The following is a 23884-nucleotide window of genomic DNA, read 5'->3' on the forward strand; positions in this document are numbered from 1 at the left end:
AAGTGCAGTGTAACCGAGTGCCTTCTGATGAGATACCACCAAGGATAACCAGGAAGGCTTGACCCCCTTTTGTTGCTTCTGTATTATCCCCCTCCCTGCCTAGCGTGCTTTAACCATTCAGTCGGCACGGTGTACATCACGCTGTCGCGTAAAGCAGCAGATAGCTAGCCTAATTTTGCGCCTCACCTCATATTGGATACACTTAATTTTCACCATTTCGGTGCAAGTTATCCACTTTATTACTTGTCGCTTACAGTTTTAATGCACAACCTCCCCTGCCGCACTCTCTGATCCCCATTAGTCACCGATTTCCCATGACAGTGTTTTCGACTACCGAATATAACTATTTGATTTTTATCAAAAGTTATTTTTTGAGATAATTTTTAAACACCCCTTGCACACCAGAGCTGGCGTGCCTTTCCAGCCGGTTTTCAAGATTCATCAACAGGGTTATCCACAATTTCTGTGGGTAACTAGCGCCAAGCCAGTCAGGATGAGGGATAGCCGCTCGTTACCCTATTTGAACAGAGTGACTGACCATTGACCTGATTTTATGCTGTTTTAGCCCTCCTCCCAATTTCCCCCAGACTGGGGTGATGTTTGAGGCGTTTTAAAGACATCTTTTGTATCCCTTATGGAGCGCACAATCCCAATAAGAAGGTTACCCTCTCCTTGCTTTTGCTGTTTCTAGCCTGCCGTCCGCTCTGGTTGAATCTGCTGAAACTCGTGATATTTCGTCACCTAAACAGCAGTTTATAAAGCCTGTGACGGCTGAGCGGCAACTTCCTTGCTGATAGTATCTTTCACTAATTGACAGCCTGTTTTACGGCTGAAAATGTCGCAGCAGTCCCTCCAGCTGCCGAACCCATGACTTAGGTGGCCGCTCTCTCACGATTAATCGATGTCGCATACTTCTCTCTGATGCCGAGTTCCGGCACAATAGTGCCCCCACTTTTTCCTCGGTTTTTCCGGGTATGACCATCGATTTTGTGACACTGCTTCATCAAAGTGATTCGCTCCTGCTGTTTGTGGTATTGGCCTTTGGCCTGCTGCTGGGCAAAGTTCGGCTCGGTAGCTTCCAAATTGGTAATACCATTGGCGTGCTATTTACAGCGCTGCTGTTTGGGCAGATTGGCTTCGAATTTACCGTCACCACCGAAAATATCGGCTTTATGCTGTTCATTTTCTGCGTTGGCATTGAGGCAGGTCCGCACTTCTTTAGCGTATTTTTACGTGACGGTATCCATTACATCACCTTAACGCTGGTGATTTTATTGACGGCGCTACTGCTGACCGTCGGCTTGGCCAAGTTCTTTGACCTTGGGCCGGGGATGGCGGCAGGTATTTTGGCGGGTTCCTTGACTTCGACCCCCGCGTTAGTGGGCTCGCAAGATGCCCTGCGCAGCGGCCTGCTTAATTTACCTCACCAAACCGATATGCAAGCGGTGCTCGATAATATGGGGATCGGCTATGCCCTGACCTATCTGGTGGGTCTAGTGGGCCTGATGCTGGTGGTACGCTATCTCCCCTCGCTGGCACGGCTCGACCTCAATACCGAGGCGCAGAAGATTGCCCGCGAGCGGGGACTCTCAGACAGTGAGAGCCGCAAGACCTATCTGCCGATCATCCGCGCCTATCGCGTTGGCCCTGAACTCGCGGCCTGGATCGGTGGCCGCACCTTACGTGAGACCGGCATCTATCCCCATACCGGCTGCTATGTGGAGCGGATCCGCCGCAACGGTATTTTGGCCAGCCCCGATGGCGATGCCGTCATTCAAGAAGGGGACGAAATTGCCCTGGTCGGTTATCCCGAGAGCCACGAAAAGCTCGACGTCAACTACCGTAACGGCAAAGAGGTGTTTGATCGCAATCTGCTGGATCTACAAATCGTCACCGAAGAGATCGTGGTGAAAAATGACGGGGTGGTTGGCCGTCATCTGGTGGAGCTCAATCTCACTGAGAAAGGCTGCTTCCTCAATCGAGTGGTGCGTTCACAAATAGAGATGCCCTTTGATCGCAACATCATGCTGCAAAAGGGCGATGTACTGCAGATCAGCGGTGAAAAGCAGCGGGTCAAACTCTTGGCCAATAAGATCGGCTTTATCAGTGTCCACAGCCAGACCACCGACCTCGTCGCCTTTACCACCTTCTTCGTACTGGGACTGCTGATCGGCTCAGTGTCGCTGGTATTTGGTCAAATTGAGTTTGGTCTTGGCAATGCGGTCGGCCTACTGCTGGCGGGTATTTTGATGGGTTATCTGCGAGCCAACCACCCGACGGTCGGCTATGTGCCGCCTGGGGCGCTGCGGCTGGCGAAAGACTTAGGGCTAGCCGTCTTTATGGTCAGCACCGGTCTAAAAGCCGGCGGCGGTATTCTTGATCACCTGAGCGAAGTCGGTGCCATCGTGCTGTTCTCCGGCATGCTGGTCACCACCCTGCCTGTGCTGGTGGGTTATCTGTTTGGGGTCTGGGTGCTGAAGATGAACCCAGCCCTGCTGCTGGGGGCAATCACTGGCGCCAGAACCTGCGCGCCAGCCATGGATGTGGTCAACGAAGCCGCTAACAGCTCTATTCCTGCGCTGGGTTATGCGGGCACCTATGCGGTAGCCAATGTCATGCTGACCCTCGCTGGCTCGTTTATCATCGGCTTCTGGTTCTAGGCGCCGCTGATCGTTTCCTCTTAGGGCCAGTCCTGTCGCCATCAATAGGGTCGCGGGTAGGACGGGTAGGACGGGTAGGACGGGTAGGAACTGCAGCATAGATATGGTAGGGAGGGCAAGACCTACGTGGCAAGTGACCTAGCCCTTATGGCAGGGACGTTACGTCATCCGCTACGTCTTGCCCGAGGCCCACATAAAAACGGCCGCCATCAGGCGGCCGAACATACGATTAACCAGCCCCTTAACGAAGCTGCGGGGTCTGGGTCGAGACCCCCTGATTTTGTGCTCGGTGGCGCAACAGGTGATCCATGAGCACCAGGGCAAGCATCGCTTCGGCGATGGGCACGGCGCGAATACCAACACAGGGATCGTGACGTCCCTTAGTGATCATCTCAATCGCCTCGCCTTCGGTGTTGATGGTCTTGCCCGGCACCGTGATGCTGGAGGTCGGTTTCAGCGCCATGCTCACCACAATCTCTTGGCCAGAAGAGATCCCCCCCAAAATGCCGCCAGCATGATTGCTAGTAAAGCCAGTTGGCGTCATCTGGTCACGGTGTTCGGAGCCTTTTTGCTCCACTACCGCAAACCCATCGCCAATCTCCACCCCTTTGACCGCATTGATGCCCATCATGGCGTGGGCAATGTCAGCGTCGAGCCGGTCAAATACCGGCTCGCCGAGACCCACCGGCACATTGCGGGCAATGACTTGGACCTTGGCGCCGATGCTGTTGCCCTCTTTTTTCAGATCGCGCATGTATTGATCGAGCGCGTCCAACTTGTCTGCATCGGGGAAGAAGAAGGGATTTTGCTCAATCTGCGCTGCGTCGAACGCCTCGGCCTTGATCGGGCCAAGCTGGGAGAGGAAGCCAATAATCTCGATGCCGTGCACCTGTTTGAGGTACTTCTTGGCAATGGCCCCTGCTGCCACCCGCATCGCGGTCTCGCGCGCCGATGAACGACCACCACCGCGATAGTCACGCTGGCCATATTTCTGGTGATAGGTGTAGTCCGCATGGCCCGGCCGGAATAGGTCCTTGATGTCGGAGTAATCTTTGGAGCGCTGATCCGTATTCTCGATCAGCAGCCCAATGGAGGTGCCGGTGGTCTTGCCTTCAAACACCCCAGAGAGGATCTTCACCTCATCTGGTTCGCGGCGCGGAGTGGTGTAACGGGACGTGCCGGGCTTGCGCCGATCCAAATCCCACTGTAAATCCGCCTCGTTTATCTCAAGCCCCGGCGGGCAACCATCAACGATGGCACCCAACGCCACGCCGTGACTCTCACCGAAGGTGGTGACCCGAAAAAGCTGGCCAAAACTGTTTCCTGCCATGGTTACCTCTTAGTTCTTATAAATGGCGAAATGATCTTGATAGGCGACCAGCTCAGCCTTGGTCATCACAAAGACCCCGTGACCGCCATGCTCGAACTCCACCCAGGTAAAGGGGATCTCGGGGAACTGAGCCTCTAGGTGGATCATGCTGTTACCCACTTCGACCACCAACACGCCGTCATCATTGAGAAAATCAGCGGCGTGAGCGAGTAAACGCTTGGTAAGTTTTAGGCCATCGGAGCCTGATGCCAGTGCCAGCTCCGGCTCGTGACGAAACTCATCCGGCAGGTCGGACATATCTTCTGAATCAACGTATGGCGGATTGGAGACGATGAGATCGTACTGATCACCTGCTGGTAGATCACGGAACAGATCGGATCGGATTGGGATAACCTGCTGCTCCAACCCATGATCGTTGATATTGCGCTCGGCCACGTTCAGCGCATCGATGCTGATGTCGATAGCATCCACTTCCGCGCCGGGGAACTCGTGGGCCATGATGATGGCAATGCAACCGGATCCCGTGCATAAATCCATGATCCGAGTTGGCTCGTTATTAAGGAAAGGAGCAAAACGATTGGCCACCATCTCAGCGATGGGAGAGCGGGGGATCAGCACCCGTTCATCCACATAAAATTCCCACCCCGCATACCACGCCTTGTTGGTGAGGTAAGGCGCTGGGACCCGCTCTTGAACCCGGCGAATAATCAGTTCGGCGACCCGGTGACGTTCACTGGTGGTCAGACGGGAGTGGCGCATTCCAGGGTCCACGTCCGGTGGCAGATGTAACGCGGGCAGTACCAGTTGCACAGCCTCATCCCAGGCATTGTCAGTACCATGGCCGTAAAAAATCCCGGCGTCGTTGAAACGACTCATGGCCCAGCGCAGCATGTCCTGGATGGTATGCATCTCAGCCACCACCTCATCGATAAATATCTTGTCCAAATCCACCTCCAAGTCGAGTAATATCCGGCCCAAGCACCCACTGTATAGCGGGCAAATGTATACCTAACAGACGAGTCTTTGATGAAAAAATCGCCTTCACCGACGGTCGAGGAAAGCCAGCTGTTTCGCGATGCGATAAAAGGTACCCGGAAAATAAAGCAAGATACCATAAGGGCCGAGTTACGCCCGGTCAAGCAGAAACACCTATTGCGTGAAAGCCGCGAAACGCTTGGGGTTGACCACTTTTTCAGCGATGAGTATCAGCCCTATCTCGACCAAGATGGCCCCACCCGTTATGTGCGTGCAGACATCTCGCCATTCGAGTTAAAAAAGCTCAAGCGGGGGAGTTATTCACCTGAGATTTATCTGGACCTTCACGGCATGAATCAGCAACAGGCCAAGCTGGAACTAGCCGCCCTGCTCAGCCTGTGCCGCCGTGAAAATCTGCACGTTGCGTCGGTGATGCACGGCATCGGCAAACACATACTCAAGCAGCGTATTCCGAGCTGGCTGGCTCAGCACCCCCATGTGCAAGCATTCCATCAGGCACCTCGGGAATGGGGGGGAGACAGCGCCATTTTGGTGTTGCTCGATGTGGACGAATAGCACCGAACATTCGGCCCTAACGCCCTAACGGGTAGCTTGCACCTGTCATCGGGCAAGTCCAGACACCTATCAATCGCCTAGCAATAAAGAGGGGACCATTATGGTCCCCTCATCTGCACGGCAATCATGTCATTCCGTTAGGATTTCGTGCTACTCACCAAGCCCCATGGCCCACCCTTGCTGGGATCGTCCCCTTGGGTCCACCACTTGGCCTGATAGAGTGCACCTTTGTGGCTCACCTTATTCCCCGCTGTATACACTTTACTGGCCTCCCACGCGGCCACCCCGCCAACCGGCGGTTCACTGGGATTAACCGGTGGTGGCAATGTCTCCACAATGCGGACCTTGGGCCAACTGGCATGAGAGCCATAACGGTTGGTGACACACTTCTCATAATCCCCCGGCACCAGTGCAGAGTAGGCCGTCTGGAACCCGACTAATTCACACTCAAAGGAGTAGCCGCCTGGGCGATCAGCGTAGTATTTCCAGTTACCATCCCAGTTGGTGTAGAGCACATCGGTGGCGCCATTGAGGTTGAGGCTGCCATAAGGCGTCTGCTGCCAGCAGGTATTTTTCTCATCGCTCTTGCGCGGGATCTGGTAATGCTCAGAGAGTCCCTCCCAGTAGCGGATCCGGTTGACTGGCTGGCCCTTGTCCTTGTTTTGCTCGCCGCACTCGATCCCCCCATTAATAACATTGATCGTGGTGCCAAAGCCATAACCAATCCCTGCGTTGATCTCCCGCGTTGATGGCACCCAGGTGCGATCTATGACGTGGAGCATGGCCGGCTTGGGCGCTTGGGGGGTAAGGAAAAACCAGATGGCAGAGGCAAGATTGAGCCAAGAGTCAGCCACTAAACCGGGATTGTTGAGCAGCACGGTGGCATCGCCGTCAAACATCGCCTCCGAAAATGCACCGTAGTTAAAGTGATAAGAGAGCTGTTTCGCCCCACGACCGAAATAGCCCTGCCCCGTGGCACAGGGCCACTTTTTGTTCTGCCAATCATTTTGGCCGCAGCCGGTGGTGTAACCCAACTGCCCTTCTGACCATCCCATCTCCCGCACATGCACCAGCGCCTGCTGCCACTCTTCCAACCCTTGGGGATTATCAGAAATATTGTCTTTGGCGATATGGCCACCGGTCTCTTGGGCGAAGTGAGCAAAGGCGGTCACAATGGATTTTTTACAGATCTCGTCGGCATTGCGGCCATCACTGTAGTCACCACAAAAAGCGGGAAACTTACCAATGGCCCGTAAAAAACGCACATAGGTATATTCAGGCGCCGCCATCTGGGTCAGAAAATTCCACTCTGCTTGGGGGAAGACCCGCTCAACCCGCTTCACGTTAACAGGGTTAGTGGCTAAACCAGGCTCAATGGCATCAACCACCTTATTAGGCCGAGTTTCCAATGCCTTAGACCAAATCCCATACATAGGGCTTGCCGTTTTTTGCTGCTCAACCGCCTTCACATCGGCTCTTGCAATCACATAGCCACCGGGGGTTTGCGGATCAGGCTGAATATTCATGGCTGCGTGAGCAGGTACGGCGCAAACGCTGGCGACTAACCAGGCACAATATGTCCATCTTGGCATGACAACACTCCTTATTTTGTTCCTGAAAAAATGGCCCTCCGAGCATAGGGGCTTACCCCACTAAATTCACAGCGAAAATTAAGAATTAGTCAGAAAGTGTGAGCGGACTCACTTTGCACCCATCAAGCTAGACGACTCCCTCGGCATGGGCAAAAAATCCCGACCACGTGCTCAGCAACGAGGCGAGGGAAAGGCGCTGGTGGCAACAAGGGGGGCGATATTCGCCTAAGCCCTGAGGCTTAAGGCTTAAGGCTTGTAGCCAGCGCACCGCAGCGTGTCTGCTCGGTTTGTTAGGATCGACGCACCGCACGGATCACGATATTACGTGGTGTCATGGGCTTGGCACAGAAGGTACCCACCTCCACCTGATACCCTTGCTCGTGTAAAAAAAGCGCTCGATCGAGCACTAACCACACCTCTAGCGGACGACGAAACAGATGGCGAACTAGCTCCATACGTGCCACATCACCAACGCGCTGCTCACCTTGCGCAACAAACCCGTCATAATCAAGGCCGCTGGGCAGGCAAAGTCCTTTCCGCTCAGCCGCCCAGTCACAAAATGCCTTAAACGAACCGGTTAGCAGGCTCTTTTGCACATTGGGCACCGGCAGATACTCATTCACACCGCGTACTTCGCGCTGCAAACAGTCAAACGCTAACCGCCAGAGCACCTCTTGCTCCCGTAACCGGCTGATGCGCGCGCCCCCCGTTACGGTCTCTTGCAAGGGCAATTTCAAATCCACTTTAGCAAGGCGCAAGGCACTCCCCTGCGCTACCTGCGACAAGGGCTGGTACTCTGCACTGCGGATCAAGTGATAGCAGCATGGGGACAGCGTCACGCCACGGGCCTGCTGCTGCGCCACCAGCTGCAATAGATGAGTATGCAGATCGCCACAAGCATGCAGCGCCATGGCGTGATGATGAGGGGCCAGCAAGGCCGACGCCTCAGCGCTAAACGCATCACCACAGTGAAAGGTCATGTTTGCCCCATCCCGCGCCGCTAATTGTCGTCCCTCATCACACAGCGGCGCTTGCAGCTCCAAACTCACCACAGGGGCGTGATGATGTAGCGAAACCAGCCGCCCCAAGTGCCCCTTACCCGCACACCATTCTAAATAAGGTCCTTGCCGAGTGGGTAAACTGGCCGCAAAGGCCGTTATCTGTGCTTGTTTACGGCCGGGCATGTGTAACGCCATGGCGTTAGTGCAATGGATCGGCTCAAGCTGAAAGGGCTCAAGCTCGCTGAGCGCCAGCAAGGTTGTCGCCTCCTCAATCCACGGGGTAAGCCATTGACTCAGTGCCGTCGTATCACCATCAAGGGCGGCTATTTGTTCAAGAGAGAGCGCACCTAAACGGCTCGCTAGCTCTGGCGCCGTCTCGGCAAACGCCAAGGTAAGATGATGATAAGGTTGATATTGCCACCATGTTCGATAGCGGGTAAGCAAGCGATCAAGTTGCTGAAAACGTTGGACTAACACGGCAACACCCTGTCATGAAAAAGAGGCTCATTCTAGCGATCGCCGCCATAAATGCACCTCGCAAATAGCGCACCCTATGCGACCGCTACCTGACAATCCCAAGGGGGTATGCTAACCTGCGCCCCCTCTTGCTACCGCAGGCAGGCCTATGCTGCCTGGGTCATCCCTCTTAATTAACTCAATGAGACTGAGAATATGAGCATCAATGGGATTTTGCAGGCGCGGGCAGGCGCTAAGTGTGAACTGTGCGGTGCCGAACAGGCGCTGACCGCTTTTGTGGTGCCCCACTCCTCCGCCAGTGACGATGATCATAGCGTCGCCCTGTGTGACACCTGCCACGGCCAGCTAGTACAACCTGACACCTTAGTTGTTAACCACTGGCGTTGTTTGAGTGACAGCATGTGGAGCCAAGTACCTGCAGTGCAAGTGATGGCGTGGCGCCAGCTCAAGGCACTGGCTGGCGCCGGTGAAGTGTGGGCTCAGGACCTGCTTGATATGATGTACATGGACGAAGAGGTGAAAACATGGGCCGAGGCCGGTTTAGCCTCTGATGAGGATGATCGCGTTGTCACCGTCGACTCGAATGGCGCGGTGCTACAAGAGGGTGATGCCGTGACACTGATCAAAGACCTCGACGTCAAAGGGGCTGGCTTTACGGCCAAGCGGGGAACCTTGGTCAAAGGTATCCGCTTGACCAACAACCCGCTCCACATTGAGGGCAAGGTCAATGGCATGCAAATTGTGCTGGTGGCAGCCTATTTGAAAAAGGCATAAGTCAGGGCCACGTCACTCCTCCCTGGCCTCTCCTCTCACTGCCCCTATCTGGGTGGCACCACTTGCCACCCTCATTGCTCATCCTTACCCTCCCTCTCTCACCATGCCAGATCCTCATGATGCGCGAGTCACCTGTGCGCGCTGTCGGCCTACCCTAGCGAAGATCAGCGCTCACGTCATCTTGCCAAGCGCTGTCGGCGATCTGGACAAAGGCGGCCATGCACCACTGCATCATGATCACACCATGTTCGCGCGCGCCGTTTACGGCCAAGATCACGCTTTACACTCAAACGTCTTGTCACTGCGACAAGATAAGATTACTGTATATATATACAGGTTGATTATTTATACAGGTGATTAGATGAACCAACGCCAGCCTCTAGATACGCCTCTGCAGCACTTAGCCATGAGCAAGCCTTGGCCAATAAGACATTGCGGCCACAGCGCTGAGCCTGTGCGCCAGCGGCATAGTAACGAGTTCGATCTGATGACGGCATTGACCGATGCAAGTCAATTAGGCAACGGCTGGTTAGTGTTGATCGCCCCACCTACCATCCCTGCTGTGGCGCTTTTTCAACAGCAAGGTATTGATCCAAAACGGGTATTGATCGTGCATAGCCGAAAAATTAAAAATTGGCAGCAAACCCTTGAGAGAAGTGTAAGCAGTGGCCACTGTGCAGCCGTTTTCACTTGGCTACCAGATCAGATCGCCTTGGATAAAGCAAAATTACAGCAGATCAGTCATCAGGCAGGCGTACCCACCTATTTTTTCGGCACTGTGCCCATGGGTGAAGTCGCCACGCTCACACCACACCTGTCATATGGCGAACAAGATATCTATCTTAACCATTGACGCCATAACTCACGTCACCAAATGGCTAACTTCTGTGCAAGATGGCACCATGTGGTCACCAACAAGTTAGCCGGTGTGAAATCTAGTTTGGCCATTCCCCTTACCGACATATGATGTTAACCAGCTTAATCGTGTTTTCTTTACTAAACACTTTCTGGATCTCCATATGATTGAAGCGGGTAGTCGTGAATGGGTGCGTGCCACCCTTGCCTTGAGCTTGGGCTCTTTTTTGGTGTTTTTGAACCTCTACCAAACGCACCCTCTGCTACCTCTCATCGCCCAGGTATTCTCGGTCAGCTCACTCTCCGCTAGCTGGACGCTAGCTGGCTGTACCGCAGGGCTCGCAAGTGCGTTGTTGCTTTGCGCAAAGTTGGCAGATCGCTACGGTCGACGCCAAATCATGCTCGTCACCCTCACGCTGGCTATTCTGCTCTCTTTATTGATTTCGCTGGTGGGGGAGTTTTATCTACTGTTGCTGCTGCGTTTTTTGCAAGGTGCGCTCCTTGCTGGGCTGCCCGCAACCGCCATCGCGTACATGGGGGAAGAGTTCGATCAACGGGGCCTTATCTCAGCGGTGGGGATATATATTGCCGCTAACTCGCTGGGGGGCATTGCGGGCCGAGTGTTGAGTGGCCTACTCGCAGGTTGGTTCGGCGACTGGCAACACGCATTTATTGGCATTGGCTTGTTTAGCCTGTTATTGCTCCCTATCGTCTTCAGACTGCTACCTCGTCAGACCCACTTCGTCGCGGTCTCATCCCAACGCGGGCAATTTACCCAAGCCTTGTTCCAACACCTCACAAATCCACTCTTGGTAGCCGCCTACTTGATCGGTGGGCTTAACTTTATGGTGTTTCTCAATCAATTTAGCTACCTGACTTTTTTGCTGGCAAGCCCCCCCTTTTCGCTCCCGATCCAGTGGCTTGGCATGTTATTTCTCACCTACTTAGCCGGTACCCTCGCCTCCTGCTTAAGCGGACGTGCAACCCATCGCTTTGGGTCTGAGCGGATGTTGCTAAGTGGGATCATCTTGATGGCGCTCGGCACACTCCTGCTGCTACATGGCTCACTGTTGGCCATTTTCATTGCTCTGCTGATCGCCAGCTTCGGTTTCTTTCTTGCCCATGCTTGCGCCAGTGGATGGGTCGGACAACATGTCGCTCAGCATCGGGCGCTCGCCTCATCACTGTATCTGGTCGCGTATTATCTCGGTGCCAGCCTAGGGGGCATGTATCTGCACCCATTTTGGCAGCAAGGTGGGGTAACGGGGCTGGTACTGGGTATCGAGCTGGTGCTCGGTATAACCGCAATGTTGAGCATTGGTCTAGCACGTTTGAAACTCAGCCGCCACCCAGTTGGCTAGCTTAGGAAAGTCACACGCCCTCACCATCTTCAGCATGAATGGCGTAATAATCAGCAGGCACAACCACCACCTCACCACGTAACACCTCATCGGCAATCACAGCAGCAAGCGAGGTTAAGTGAAACTTGATTTGCCCAGATGGGAGCGCCAAGACCACATCTGGGTTCCGGGCTTTCATCATATTTTCTGTTTTGAAAGGCACATCAGGATAATCCGCGACGAGATCAGCTAATGAACAAACCACCCATTCGATATGCTCCAACCCCACTCGATGCTGGCGACCAGGTTTGGGCGCGGCCAATTCGATACAAGGCACGCTACAGCCGTCAAAGGTCACTGGCTCAGTCAGCTGATACGTGGCAATAGGGCGACCGCCGATCATCCCCTCTACGAGTAACTCACCATGAGCAGCCAATACCTGACGTAAGCGCCGATACTCGCCCAATGTGGCCGCTCGATAGCAAAGATGGTCAATATGAGGAGGGGACATGTTAACCCCTGATGCGGCTAATTCAGTGAGTAGATTAGAAACAAATGGGGCCAGTGGCCCCAAGGTGGAATCGAGTGGATGATTCATATCTACCATTTCTTTTTCGGTTGAAATAAGAGGTCAAGATCATTGGCTTCTTTGTCTTTCATAGTTTGTATATCTTGCGCATTATTTTGCTGTTGCAGCGCATCGAGTGACGCAAGCCCAGACCTGAACTCTTCTTCCCTAGAAAGAAGGTATGGATCCTTATCAGCAAGGCTGGACAAGGTTGTCAATCCCTTAGTTAACAGTTGCCGACAAGTACCTAACTGCCCATCAACTTGCGCCTCACCTGCCTTTTTTAGCAAATTAGCGACATTGATTTTCAGCTGCATCAACTCGAGGCGGCGATCTTCTTTCGCAAAACCTTGCGGGTCGATCTTACCTTTATTCTGCTCAACACGTAACACGGCACGCATTCTCTTCACCAGTTGCAGCATCTGGAGAGCATGGCGATCAGACTCCGGTGTTTTAAAGTGGCCCTCGTCTTGGGCGCTGTAGTTATCCTGAACATTTTTAATCTGAGTTTGAATGTCGGCGATACGTTGCTTGAGTTGATTACTCGGCAATACCGATGCGATAGCACGGTAGGCATCCAGCACCCGATTTTGCAGTATCAGTACCATATTCTTAGAAAAAGGGACGAGGTTAACATGCAGCAGTACCTCTTCAGTCTCATCAACCACCGCTTTGTACTGCGCCACGGCCCGACGTTTGTCAGCTTCGGCCTTCTGCTTATATTGCTGCACTACGTTGTAGGCGATCACTACAAACAAGAGAGCGCCTATCGCCAGCAATACCAAGGTTAAAATCATAAGTGCCGACACCCCTGTAAAGGTATAATTTCATTTTATTACAATAACTTAAGAACAGTGATAGTAACTTTATGCAGTCTCACCCGGTCTCCCGACAAGACACCAAAGGCGCTATATCAACCAATAGAATCAGCATGAGGCAACCTATCTAGTTCCACCATAATATCGCCCACATCACCCATTACTTGAGGTTAAAGCCTCTTGCCTGTAAGAAGCCGAGCATAAAAGGACGCGACTCTTTGCCCAAAATAGCCCTGACCTGACCACTCCAATTCTGCTGCTTATTATAACCACTACGGGTGTGATAATAGGATTCCATCTGCTGATCATATTGCGCGAGCAGATCGTGATCCAGTTGATGTTGGTAACACTCTTGGTGCACGACCAACGTTCTTGGCAACCGAGGCTTCTGCTCCGGTGCCTGTGCGGGGTGGCCTAAACAGAGGCCAAACAGCGGGATGACGTGCAGCGGTAATCCCAACAGATCACTGACCTCGGCAGGATTATTGCGAATACCACCGATATAAACACCACCTAACGCCAAGGATTGCGCGGCCAACAACGCATTCTGTGCCATCAAGGCACCATCAATAGCACCGATGAGCAACTGCTCGGCATAGCCCGTCTTGGCATCAGGGACGATCTGACGATGACGATGATAATCTGCACAAAATACAAGAAATTCAGCCGCTTGAGCAACATAAGGCTGATGACCAGACAACACGGCTAACTGTTCACGGGCCTCTGGTGCCATGACTCGGATGATGCTAGTGGCCTGTAAGAAACTAGAGCTAGGTGCGGCTTGCGCTGCGGCAAGAATCGCGTCCAACTGGGTTGGTTCAATCGGTTCTGCGGTAAACTGCCGAATAGAACGGTGAGAAAGAATAAGGTCAATTGCTGGATTCATAGCCCCTCCGAGATAAGGGCTCCACCATAGCGAAAAAAATGGAGGAGCCCAAGGTTTCCTTCCTCCCTCTTAAGGGGCAGGGTAACTATAAGGGGCTTGCAATCCCAGCGGGAAGCCTAGCGTCCAATAGAGCAAGAGAAACAGGGTCCAGCTCACCAAAAAAGCCAGCGAATAGGGCAGCATCATCGCAACTAATGTGCCGATCCCTGTGCTTTTCACATAGCGCTGGCAATAAACCACGACTAACGGGAAAAACACCATTAACGGCGTTACGATGTTAGAAGCTGAATCCCCGACCCGATAAGCCGCTTGGGTTAATTCAGGAGAGATCCCCACCGCCATCAACATTGGCACCAAGATCGGGCTGATCAGAGCCCATTTGGCCGAGGCCGACCCCACTACCAGGTTCACCACCGCCGTCAACAAGATGATACCAACGATGGTCACCTCCCCCGGCAGAGCCAGTGTATGCAATATTTCTGCGCCAGCCAGTGCAAAAAGCGTCCCCAAGTTGGAATCACCAAACGCCTTGATAAAAAGCGCACAGAAGAAGGCCATGACCATATAAGAGCCCATCTTATTCATGGTGGCAGACATGGCATCAATCACATCTGTACCCGATTTGAAACGACCAGCGATAAAGCCGTAGACAATCCCGGGCAAAATAAACAGTAGAAAAATCAGTGGTACGATCGATTGCATCACGGGTGCGGCAAAGCTAGTCATTGACCCATCTGCGGCACGTAGAGGAGAGTCTACTGGCGACAACGCAAGCCCCAGCAATATGATAGCGGCCCCCATGGCGGCCACCGCCCAGTGAAACGCACGGCTCTCTTGTCGGGTATAACGCCCCATCTCGTCGACACTTTCCAGCGCCTCATTGAGGGCAACATGCTTCAAGCGAGGTTCCACGATCTGTTCGGTAACAAACCAGCCCACACAGATGATCAGTAAGGATGACGCCCCCGTAAACATAATGTTACATAGGGTGTTGACCATATAATCGGGATCAAACAGCTGGGCGGCAGACTGGGTAAAGCCCTGCAACAGCGCATCGCCGCCTGATGGCAAAAAATTGGCGGCAAACCCGCCAGATACCCCCGCAAAGGCGGCGGCAATTCCCGCTAAAGGGTGACGTCCTGCCGCATGAAAGATGATCCCGCCAATTGGGATCACGAGCACATACCCCGCGTCGGCAGCGGTATGACTGACGATAGCCACGAGGATCAACATAGGGGTCAAAAAACGGGCAGGGGTCACATTGAGCAGCTTTTTAAGTCCGGTATTGATAAACCCAGATTGCTCTGCCACCCCGACCCCCAGCATCGCAACCAGCACAATGCCAAGGGGAGCAAACCCAGTGAAGGTCGTTACCATGCCCGCCAAAAATGCAGCAAGGCCAGTACCGGTTAACAAGTTGTTTACCGCCACTGCATCGCCGGTTCGGGGATTGATTAAGTCAAACTGATAGTGTGACAGCACCCAAGAGCCAACCCAGACGATCAGCAGGGCATAGAGGAATAACATAGCCGGATCAGGCAATTTATTACCCGCTTTCTCGACCCCATTAAGAAAGCGGTTTATCCAGCCTGTCGGCGGGCTGTCCGAGCGGACGCTCACTGTTGCATGCCTCATGATGGCGATACTCCATTACCAAAAAATGAGGTCGTATGCTAACAGCCACTAATAACAGCCCACATGATACAAAGCAAAAACATCATACTTAGTAGCAAAAAACCGTATTTTACTCCGTATAAAGTATCAATATCAGGCTTATCTGTCATTAATCACTAATGGCAAACCAAAACACCCCACAGGACTGACCACTTTAAAACCGCTTAAGGTCACCTCCTCTGCGGTCAATGGCGTACTAAAGAGATAGCCTTGGAAGCGGTGGCAACCTTGAGCCAGCAAGGCCGCCAGTTCATGAGGCTCTTCTACTCCTTCCGCCATGATGTCGAGGCCCAGATTTGTTGCCATCGCTGCCGTGGCTCGGATAACCGATAAATTGAGGCCGACGACAAACGAGCGATCCAGTTTGATGGTGTTAATCGGCAGCCGATTAAGATAAGCCAGCGACGAGTAACCGGTACCAAAATCATCAATTGCAATTTTGATCTGCCGTTCACTTAACGCATCAAGGATGTCGATAGATCCCTGCATATCAAGCATCAGCACCGTTTCGGTGAGCTCTAATGTCAACAGCGCAGCATCGACACCATACTTGGTCAGTTGAACCTCAACCTCCTCAGGTAAACATGGAGTTAATTGAAACCCTGACAAGTTCACCGATATCGGCACTCGCTGATGCCACTGCTCCTGCCACAGCGCTATCTGCGATAGCGCTGTGGCCAGCACCCAATTGCCTATTTCTCGGATTAATCCCATCTCTTCAGCCAGCGGAATAAACTCCGCAGGGGAAACATGACCCAGTTCGGGATTATGCCAACGCAATAGCACCTCATAGCCGATCAAGCACCCTTTGCTCACATCGATCTGAGGTTGATAACGCAGACTGAGCTCTTGGCGGCTGATGGCTTTCGTCAGATGTTGCTTGAGAGTGAGCTTGCGGTGGAGCGTCTGCTGCATACTGGGGGTAAAACGCTGCCAACGTGGCCGTGCCATCTGCTTGGCCTGATACATTGCCATATCGGCACGGGTGATCAGATTATCGCCATCCTCTGCATCATCGGGATAAATCGCAATGCCGATACTGCCACCGATCGTTACCTCTGGTAGGCCATTGAGCCTGAGCGGGTGCGTCATTTGCGCTAAGATCTGTTCGGCGATCTCCTGCGCCCGCTCTCCTTGTTGGCCTAGCGGAACCAGCGCGGTAAATTCATCCCCCCCAAGACGAGCCAACTCTACGTCCTTGGGACAGATATTTTTCAACCTGCTTGCTACCCGCTCTAACAGACGATCGCCGGCCTTATGACCATAGTTATCATTGACCAGCTTGAAGTTATCCAGATCCATGAACACCAGCGCAAAGCGTTCGCCAAAGCCGCAATGAAGCTCAAGGGATTTCATCAAACCATAGCGATTAAGCAGCCCTGTCAGGGAGTCATGCCAAGCCAGATGGCGATGTTCCAGCTCTTCGAGTTTGCGGTCGGTGATATCACGCATGGTGAGTAAAATCCGAGCCCCTTGCTGGATATGGCGAAACTGATATTGAAACCAGCGCATTCCCTTATTCGTACGGCACTCACCTTCGGTCACCACTTCATCCAGATGGGCCAGCTTTTGATAAAATACCGCGTCATTTTTCGAAAACACTTGGGAAAGCTGGCTGATTTCATCACCAAAACAGGCAGTGAAATGATAATTACCGCTTTCGAATATGCCTGTGCGATCAAACAGGCAAGCTAACGTATCGCCCGTTGCCAGTGAGGACTCCTGGTAGAGGGTGTCAGCATCAATCACCGCCTCCGCCATCATCATCATTTGCCCAGAGAGGTACACCCCAGAGAGCCGCAGGTAGAGCTGCTTTTTGATGCCTTTAGGCGATAAGGTCCACCATTCGTTGTAGCTACGACCTTGCTGGAAATCACCGAGGTAACGCTGGAGTAATAGATCGATGGCCGCCGCCATGTCGGCAGAGAAATCTCTGGCTTGTAATTCGTGCAGAGAATTGGCTTCCCATAATGATACCGCTGCATGATTAGCCCAGAAAATATGATGGCAGTGAATGTCATATACCCAAATAGGTGTATGTAAAACATTCATGGCATTTAATAGTTGTTCGTCAATAATATTCATTTAATGTCGTCATTCTTTTTGGGTGAGCAGTGGCGTACCGGAAAATAGTTAAGCAAAAAGCGATAAACAGTATCCAAGGTGTAAACAACTTCCCTGCCCCCTGTTGAAATAAATCGTGAGTGACAAAACACACATCGAGGTAATTAGACAACGACCGATATACCCCGTTACCGACCAAAAGGACTCAGCCAAAAACCATATAAGCAACGTCCTTCTTTCCTTCCAATGTTTATATTTTTTCCCTAAATAAAACAAGCACTAAGATCAAACTTTTAGATCACTTAGATATTAAGGCATATCAAATTGGTATATTTCGTTGTAACAAAAAAATGACGCTTAGAGCGTCAAATAATATTTGTTTCCATACTAATCCCATGGTGACGCGCAATAACAAATAGGCAGGTCTCCCCCCTGAAACGTGATGCGTAAATATGCAAATGAATGTCTTCATGCCAAGTGATGAAATCGGCATATACCTAATGAGATATAATGTGGCGAAATCACCACCATACGGTGCAAACTTGCTCACCCTATTAATCCAGATCAATTAAATCCTTGATGAGACTTGCCAATTGCAAATCCTCTTTTTAAGGTAATCCGTCCTATTCCTCAGCACACGCCTATGAAACACATCGAAGAGTTCTATCTGTTTGTCAAAGTGGTGCAAGAGGGGGGGTTCTCTCACGCCGCTGCCGTGCTGGGTATCCCCACCGCCACGATCAGTCGCCGTATCACCCAGTTAGAAGAGCACTTAGGTAGCCCGTTACTGCATCGCTCCACGCGCAAAGTGAGCCTCACTGATGAGGGGCTTAGGTACTATGAGCGGCTCGCCCCACCGCTGGCAGACATGGAGCTGGCAACGGGCGACATGCAAGGTGCAAAGGCGGATCTGAGCGGCCTCATCAGGCTAGCTGCGCCGATCACCCTCTCCAATACCCTCTTGATGGATATGGTGGCTGATTTTGGCTTACTGCATCCACAGATTCAGTTTGACGTCAGCCAAACCAACGACCATCAACATCTGTTTGATAACGATCGTGACTTGGTGTTCTTCAATGGTGAACTCCCCCAACGTACCCCCAACGCCACCTGCTTGGGTCATATCGAATACGGGCTGTTTGCCTCAGAGCTCTATCTGGAAAAGCGGGGTATCCCCCAACACCCTGCTCAGCTGGCCCAACATGACCTGATTTACTGCTGGCCCCATCAGCAGTGGCAACTGAACTGTGACGATGAACAGATCCTACTCCCCCATCATGCCCGGCTCGTGGTGAGTCAAACTCATGCTGCCGTCAGGGCAGCCAAACGGCATCTGGGGATCATTAATGCACCGCGCCATTACGTGCACCCCTTTTTGCAAGATGGCCAGTTACACCCCGTGTTGCCCCAGTGGCAAAGCGCCTGCCGTCCTTTTTACATGCTGCGGTGTCAACCTCAGTTTGCACCGCTGCGAGTGAAGGTGTTTGCCGAGTTTGTCGAACAATACGCTGCGCACTACCGCCAGCAGCCGTGGGGAGAGTAAAAACCTATCCCATTGGGCCAGTTAGCTAACCATGTTGGTCCCGCTGCGTGCTCGCCATCCTCATGTGTTACACGTACGTTGCCGTTTCTGTACGCGATGCAAATCCACCCTGGCAGCGCCAAGACGCCCGCAGGGATAGGCACTGAGTCAGCCAGTAGAGTAATCAGCTTGAATGGTGCATGGTGGAGTAGGTAGGGGGGAATAACGCATACCACCAGTGGGTCGGGCACTCGCTTAGTGAACGCCACCCAGCAAGGTGGCGCCATCGCGCCCACCTTGCTTGCGCTAGCCAGCCGTTTAACTACTGCGCGAGGATGCCCCTAGGTACTCGGTGAACGCCTCTATCACCTCTGCAATATCGTCATCATTGATCTGAAGATGGGTCACCAAGCGCATCTCTCCATAACCGGAAAAGAGAATGCCTCGCGCCTTCATAAAGGCAAGTAATGGGGCAGGCTCTGCTTGGCTTAGACGTAAAAACACCATATTGCTCTGGACCTGTGCCAGATCGAGGGAGATACCGGGCAGGACGGCTAGCCCTTCCGCCAGACGCTTGGCCCGGCGATGATCATCGGCTAAACGGGTCACATGCTGCTGCAGTGCAAACAGCCCCGCTTGGGCCAAACTCCCCGCTTGCCGCATCCCACCACCCAACATTTTGCGTAGCCGCCGCGCTCGCGCAATCACCGCTACATCCCCGACCAACAACGAGCCGACTGGGGCCCCCAATCCTTTGGAGAGACAGACAGATACCGTATTAAAAGGCGCGGCAATGACAGCCGCCGTGGTTTGGCTCGCCACCGCCGCATTGAACAGGCGAGCCCCATCGAGGTGTAACGCTAACCCCCGCTCCGCCGCAAACTGCCCCATCTGCTGCAAATAAGAGAGCGGCAGCACCTTGCCATTGTGGGTATTTTCAAGACAAATCAACCGCGTCTGCACAAAATGCGCATCATTGGGTGCCAATGCCGCCTCGATATCCGACCACGCCAAGGTGCCATCAGGCTGCATGGCCAGTGGCTGCAACGCCACCGATCCAAGCACCGCACTGCCCTGCGCCTCATAGCGATAGATATGGGCAGCGGCCCCCAATATGGCCCCGTCACCACGCTGGCAATGACTCATCATGGCGAGCAAATTAGCCATAGTGCCCGAGGGCACAAACAGCCCCGCCTCTTTGTCGAGTAGCTGAGCGCCATATGCTTCTAAGGCGTTGATGCTAGGATCTTCACCATACACATCATCCCCCACCTCGGCATGGAGCATGGCTTGACGCATGGCATCCGTAGGCTGGGTCACCGTATCACTTCGTAAATCGATGTAACGCATAAATCCCTCCTAAAACAGGAGGATGACGTTAGCGGCGCCGCACAAGCTTGGCAAGGAGTTAATCTATCAGACGGAGAACAAGATAACCCATGCACCAAGACGACCAAATTTGGGGGGCGGCCCGCCGCTCAGGTAGACCTCTCCTACCACACACGCGACTCATCACATCCACAGTGATGATTGCGTTAGCGCCCGCATGAGGCGAAGATGCGTCGTCATCCCTTTTCATCATATTTGCTCATTAGCTCAGGAGTTATCTATGTCTGTAGCTCGTATCGCCTTACATCCCCAAGGCCCCCATTTTTCCCGCCTCATCATGGGTTACTGGCGCCTGATGGAGTGGCAGCTTGCCCCAGCGGCCCTGCTCGATCTGACGAAATATCATCTGGATCTGGGGATCACCACCATCGATCATGCCGACATTTATGGTGGCTATCAGTGTGAAGCCGCGTTCGGCCAAGCGCTGCGCCTTGAACCCGCCTTACGTCACCGACTGGAGATCGTCAGCAAATGCGGCATCGCCCTGACCGCAAAACCCGAACATGCCCTTAATCACTACAACACCAGCAAGGCGCACATCATCGCCAGTGCCGAGCAGTCGCTGCAACACTTGTCCACCGACTATCTCGACCTGCTACTGATCCACCGCCCCGACCCATTGATGAATGCCGACGAGGTAGCTGACGCGTTTATCAGCCTAAAACAGGCTGGCAAGATCAAGCACGCGGGGGTATCCAACTTCACCGCCCGCCAGTTCGAGCTGCTGCAATCGCGCCTCCCCTTCCCGCTGGTCACCAACCAGTTGGAGATTTCGCCGCTGCATCAAGCGGGGACGCTCGATGGCACCTTGGATCAATGCCAACAGCTCGGTATCAAACCGATGGCGTGGTCCTGCCTCGGCGGCGGCCGACTGTTCAGCGATGACACCTATGAGCCACTGCGCGCCGAGTTAGAACAGATCCGCCATGAGGTGGGAGCCCAGACCATTGAGCAGGTGGTGTATGCCTGGGTGATGATGCTGCCAAGCCAGCCATTACCACTGATTGGGTCCGGCAAGCGGGAGCGGATCGCGGCAACCGTTGCGGCACAGTCCATTACCCTCAATCGTCAGCAGTGGTTTCGCATTCGTAAAGCCGCGCTCGGTTACGACGTTCCCTAATAACCGCGAAAACCTCCAGCAACAAAAACGGCATGGGGGAAACCCATGCCGTTTTTCATTGCCAAGCACCTTAGCGATGGCGCTGCTGAGGTCGACCACGCGGCGCATCTGTCTTCGGTTTAGCCTGATTGACGGTGAGGGCTCGCCCACCCACCTCAGTGCCATGCAGTCCTGCGATGGCCTTTTCAGCCTCCGCACCGACCGACATTTCAATAAAGCCAAACCCCTTTGACTGACCGCTATCACGATCGATGATGATATCAGCCTTGTCAACCTGGCCAAACTGACTAAACAGGGTCTTCAGTTCGTCGGCCGTCATCCGGTACGACAGATTACCTACGTAAATCTTCATGCCATCCACTCTCGATTCAAGGTGCCTTCTCTATGCAATTTCCAGCATAACGGTAAGGGCACAACCCCTATGCCAGAGCTGCCATGGCATCATGCCGTGGCCCTTCCTGCCCAGTCCCAAGTCATTGATCACTTGGATAAACCGTGCAGATAAGATCAATTCGAATCAATGGCAGTATCTGAGCTTTAGTCATGGTTGTCGAGAAAATAGTCAACTCAGACTGATTGCAGATCTGACAACTCACTGGCCAATGTCTGGCGGCTATGCCACGCCCGCTTAAACCCGAAGCGATAGATGGAGGGGCCAACCTGATGCACCGCCTCCTGCTTGAGGTCCAGCAGCTGCACGACCTCGGCCAATGCACTTTCGCTCAATTGCAGATCCAGACTGAAATCAAGCCATTGCCCATCATGGCCTACTCGCCGCACCAGCTCGAGCACTATCAACTGAGTACGAGGTAGCGCGAAGGCCAATCCCTTATGTCCATTAAGCAGATAAATGTGCTCATGGTCCCAGCCGATTTCTGCCAGTCGCCAAGGCTGCCAGCTACGGGGAAGTGACACCATGATCCCGACAACGCCGCCAAATAGCACCCCAACCCAATGAAGTAACCCCATCGCCTCTCGGCCATACCATAACCCGCTCAGCACGACGCCCCAGCTCACCAACCAGAGTAAGGCGATGGTGGTGCGATAAAGGCGTGCGGGCGGCATTAACAGCCGCACCCTTGGTGTCGTTAATAGTGTGGTGATCTGCATTTATCATTCCCAGTCGAGATAGCAACTTGGGCATTGTGAACAGGCCTATGGTAGCTGGCAAGGGCGTTTCATTTTGTTATTCCCCTTCAACATCAATAGGATCCCCGCTGGGAGGCGCTACCACGACGGGGTAAACTATGGCAAAAGCGTTGCCCGCCGTTTCGTTTTGGCGAAGCCGACGTCACTATGTCACCGTGTTAGTCACCCCAGATAAGGATCTTGATGATGCTCACTAACCTGTTACTGGCCACGTTGCTCAATGCCGAAGCGATAGGCGGCTATGCCGCAGGCTGTCTCCAAAATGGGGTGGCACTGCCACTGACGGGCCCAGGCTATCAGGTGATCCGCACCAAACGGCTGCGCTATTATGGCCATCCGACATTGATCAGCTATCTGCAAACATTGGCGAACCAAACACGGATGGCGGGCCTGCCGGATCTCTATATTGCCGACCTTGCCATGGCACGTGGCGGCCCTTTTACTACCGGCCATCGTAGCCACCAGACCGGCCTTGATGCCGACATCTGGTTTCGCATGGCCAATCGCCCAATCGGTAAAGGGGAGCAAGATAGCCCCGCCGAGTGGCCATTGATCAACGAGCGCCGCTATCAGGTCCACCCCGGCCGTTTCGGCCCCCAGCAATTGACGCTGTTACGCCTGGCGGCCAGCAAACCCGAGGTAGCCCGCATCTTTATCAACCCCGTTCTTAAAGCACAGGTGTGCAAACAAGCCAGCACCGAGCCTTGGGTGGCCAAATTACGGCCTTGGGTCGGCCATTTCAGCCACTTTCATGTGCGTCTGCATTGTCCAATCGGTAGCCCACAGTGTGAGCCACAAGCCGAGATCCCTGCTGGCAACGGCTGTGGTGAAGAGCTCGATGCTTGGCTCAAAGACAAACCCCAACTGCCCAACGTATCGGGGATCAATAAAGTGCCCACCCTACCCGCTCGTTGCCAGCAGCCATGATGGCGTGATCATCGATCTGAGCGGGTAAGTGATCAAAATGTGTCCGCCAGGGTGAAAAACAGAAATTTCTGACGTCACCTCGTCCCGTTTTCGTCTACTCTGCCTACCCGACGGGCAGGCTGGCCGCAGCAGGGCAATAGACTGAGCCCCGTACAGCAGTTCAAAGAGACAGCGCAGGCCCCACTCC

Annotated in this window: 21 protein-coding genes; 8 read left to right on the top strand and 13 right to left on the bottom strand. The window is 53.4% G+C overall.

Annotated features, from left to right (window positions below; all coding sequences use genetic code 11):
• Nucleotides 1-974 precede the first annotated feature (974 nt).
• The gene (locus CUC53_RS02325; protein WP_100292674.1) at nucleotides 975-2660 is read left to right on the top strand and encodes an aspartate:alanine antiporter; all 1686 of its coding nucleotides are present in this window, start codon (nucleotides 975-977) and stop codon (nucleotides 2658-2660) included.
• Between the two features lie 241 nt (nucleotides 2661-2901).
• Here CUC53_RS02325 and aroC read toward each other — a convergent pair whose 3' ends face one another.
• Together aroC and prmB are read right to left on the bottom strand one after the other, a co-directional pair.
• On the bottom strand, nucleotides 2902-3990 hold the full coding sequence (gene aroC / locus CUC53_RS02330; RefSeq protein WP_100292675.1) for a chorismate synthase: 1089 nt from the start codon (nucleotides 3988-3990) through the stop codon (nucleotides 2902-2904).
• A 9-nt stretch (nucleotides 3991-3999) separates the two neighbouring features.
• Nucleotides 4000-4935 carry a 50S ribosomal protein L3 N(5)-glutamine methyltransferase gene (gene prmB / locus CUC53_RS02335; RefSeq protein WP_100292676.1) on the bottom strand — a complete coding sequence of 312 codons (936 nt, stop codon included), beginning with the start codon at nucleotides 4933-4935 and terminating at the stop codon, nucleotides 4000-4002.
• Nucleotides 4936-5016: 81 nt separating this feature from the next.
• Between prmB and smrB the strand changes: the two genes are divergently transcribed.
• A complete protein-coding gene (gene smrB / locus CUC53_RS02340; protein ID WP_100292677.1) occupies nucleotides 5017-5541 on the top strand; it encodes an endonuclease SmrB in 525 nt (174 codons plus the stop codon).
• A 137-nt stretch (nucleotides 5542-5678) separates the two neighbouring features.
• On the opposite strand, the gene CUC53_RS02345 is transcribed toward smrB, so the two are convergent.
• Nucleotides 5679-7133 (bottom strand): chitinase, encoded by a 1455-nt coding sequence (locus tag CUC53_RS02345; protein ID WP_100292678.1) that lies wholly within the window; start codon nucleotides 7131-7133, stop codon nucleotides 5679-5681.
• A 290-nt stretch (nucleotides 7134-7423) separates the two neighbouring features.
• On the bottom strand, nucleotides 7424-8611 hold the full coding sequence (locus CUC53_RS02350; RefSeq protein ID WP_100292679.1) for a methyltransferase: 1188 nt from the start codon (nucleotides 8609-8611) through the stop codon (nucleotides 7424-7426).
• Between the two features lie 195 nt (nucleotides 8612-8806).
• Here CUC53_RS02350 and CUC53_RS02355 point away from each other — a divergent pair, with 195 nt between their 5' ends.
• On the top strand, nucleotides 8807-9385 hold the full coding sequence (locus CUC53_RS02355) for a PhnA domain-containing protein (RefSeq protein ID WP_100292680.1): 579 nt from the start codon (nucleotides 8807-8809) through the stop codon (nucleotides 9383-9385).
• Between the two features lie 154 nt (nucleotides 9386-9539).
• On the opposite strand, the gene CUC53_RS19430 is transcribed toward CUC53_RS02355, so the two are convergent.
• Nucleotides 9540-9662, bottom strand: a complete 123-nt coding sequence (locus tag CUC53_RS19430; protein ID WP_272896744.1) for a hypothetical protein — start codon at nucleotides 9660-9662, stop codon at nucleotides 9540-9542.
• Nucleotides 9663-9872: 210 nt separating this feature from the next.
• Here CUC53_RS19430 and CUC53_RS02360 point away from each other — a divergent pair, with 210 nt between their 5' ends.
• Nucleotides 9873-10238, top strand: a complete 366-nt coding sequence (locus CUC53_RS02360) for a cell division inhibitor (protein ID WP_157798176.1) — start codon at nucleotides 9873-9875, stop codon at nucleotides 10236-10238.
• Nucleotides 10239-10404: 166 nt separating this feature from the next.
• A complete protein-coding gene (locus CUC53_RS02365) occupies nucleotides 10405-11601 on the top strand; it encodes an MFS transporter (RefSeq protein WP_100292682.1) in 1197 nt (398 codons plus the stop codon).
• A 10-nt stretch (nucleotides 11602-11611) separates the two neighbouring features.
• Here CUC53_RS02365 and CUC53_RS02370 read toward each other — a convergent pair whose 3' ends face one another.
• The 5 genes from CUC53_RS02370 to CUC53_RS02390 all read right to left on the bottom strand — a co-directional run bounded on the left by CUC53_RS02370 (nucleotide 11612) and on the right by CUC53_RS02390 (nucleotide 17578).
• Nucleotides 11612-12187 (bottom strand): VOC family protein, encoded by a 576-nt coding sequence (locus tag CUC53_RS02370; protein WP_167386661.1) that lies wholly within the window; start codon nucleotides 12185-12187, stop codon nucleotides 11612-11614.
• Entirely contained in the window at nucleotides 12181-12945 is a 765-nt protein-coding gene (locus CUC53_RS02375) for a DNA repair protein (protein ID WP_100292684.1), read from the bottom strand. Before CUC53_RS02375 ends, CUC53_RS02370 begins: the two co-directional genes overlap by 7 nt.
• Nucleotides 12946-13126: 181 nt before the next feature.
• Nucleotides 13127-13852: an oxygen-insensitive NADPH nitroreductase gene (nfsA, locus tag CUC53_RS02380; protein WP_100292685.1), complete on the bottom strand. Its 726-nt coding sequence runs from the start codon at nucleotides 13850-13852 to the stop codon at nucleotides 13127-13129.
• A 69-nt stretch (nucleotides 13853-13921) separates the two neighbouring features.
• A complete protein-coding gene (locus tag CUC53_RS02385) occupies nucleotides 13922-15487 on the bottom strand; it encodes an AbgT family transporter (RefSeq protein WP_100292686.1) in 1566 nt (521 codons plus the stop codon).
• A gap of 138 nt (nucleotides 15488-15625) precedes the next feature.
• A complete protein-coding gene (locus CUC53_RS02390; RefSeq protein ID WP_100292700.1) occupies nucleotides 15626-17578 on the bottom strand; it encodes a putative bifunctional diguanylate cyclase/phosphodiesterase in 1953 nt (650 codons plus the stop codon).
• 655 nt (nucleotides 17579-18233) lie between these two features.
• On the opposite strand from CUC53_RS02390, the gene CUC53_RS02395 reads away from it, so the two are divergent.
• Nucleotides 18234-19133 carry a LysR family transcriptional regulator gene (locus CUC53_RS02395; protein ID WP_100292687.1) on the top strand — a complete coding sequence of 300 codons (900 nt, stop codon included), beginning with the start codon at nucleotides 18234-18236 and terminating at the stop codon, nucleotides 19131-19133.
• A gap of 297 nt (nucleotides 19134-19430) precedes the next feature.
• Here CUC53_RS02395 and ltaE read toward each other — a convergent pair whose 3' ends face one another.
• A complete protein-coding gene (gene ltaE, locus CUC53_RS02400; protein ID WP_100292688.1) occupies nucleotides 19431-20462 on the bottom strand; it encodes a low-specificity L-threonine aldolase in 1032 nt (343 codons plus the stop codon).
• 259 nt (nucleotides 20463-20721) lie between these two features.
• Between ltaE and CUC53_RS02405 the strand changes: the two genes are divergently transcribed.
• The gene (locus CUC53_RS02405) at nucleotides 20722-21621 is read left to right on the top strand and encodes an aldo/keto reductase (RefSeq protein ID WP_100292689.1); all 900 of its coding nucleotides are present in this window, start codon (nucleotides 20722-20724) and stop codon (nucleotides 21619-21621) included.
• Nucleotides 21622-21691: 70 nt separating this feature from the next.
• Here CUC53_RS02405 and CUC53_RS02410 read toward each other — a convergent pair whose 3' ends face one another.
• Together CUC53_RS02410 and CUC53_RS02415 are read right to left on the bottom strand one after the other, a co-directional pair.
• Nucleotides 21692-21973: an RNA recognition motif domain-containing protein gene (locus tag CUC53_RS02410; RefSeq protein WP_167386662.1), complete on the bottom strand. Its 282-nt coding sequence runs from the start codon at nucleotides 21971-21973 to the stop codon at nucleotides 21692-21694.
• Between the two features lie 215 nt (nucleotides 21974-22188).
• On the bottom strand, nucleotides 22189-22731 hold the full coding sequence (locus CUC53_RS02415) for a hypothetical protein (protein ID WP_100292691.1): 543 nt from the start codon (nucleotides 22729-22731) through the stop codon (nucleotides 22189-22191).
• Nucleotides 22732-22956: 225 nt separating this feature from the next.
• Here CUC53_RS02415 and mepA point away from each other — a divergent pair, with 225 nt between their 5' ends.
• The gene (mepA, locus tag CUC53_RS02420) at nucleotides 22957-23697 is read left to right on the top strand and encodes a penicillin-insensitive murein endopeptidase (RefSeq protein ID WP_167386663.1); all 741 of its coding nucleotides are present in this window, start codon (nucleotides 22957-22959) and stop codon (nucleotides 23695-23697) included.
• The last annotated feature ends 187 nt before the right edge of the window (nucleotides 23698-23884 follow it).

Source organism: Aeromonas cavernicola, from assembly GCF_002795305.1.
GTDB lineage: Bacteria > Pseudomonadota > Gammaproteobacteria > Enterobacterales > Aeromonadaceae > Aeromonas > Aeromonas cavernicola.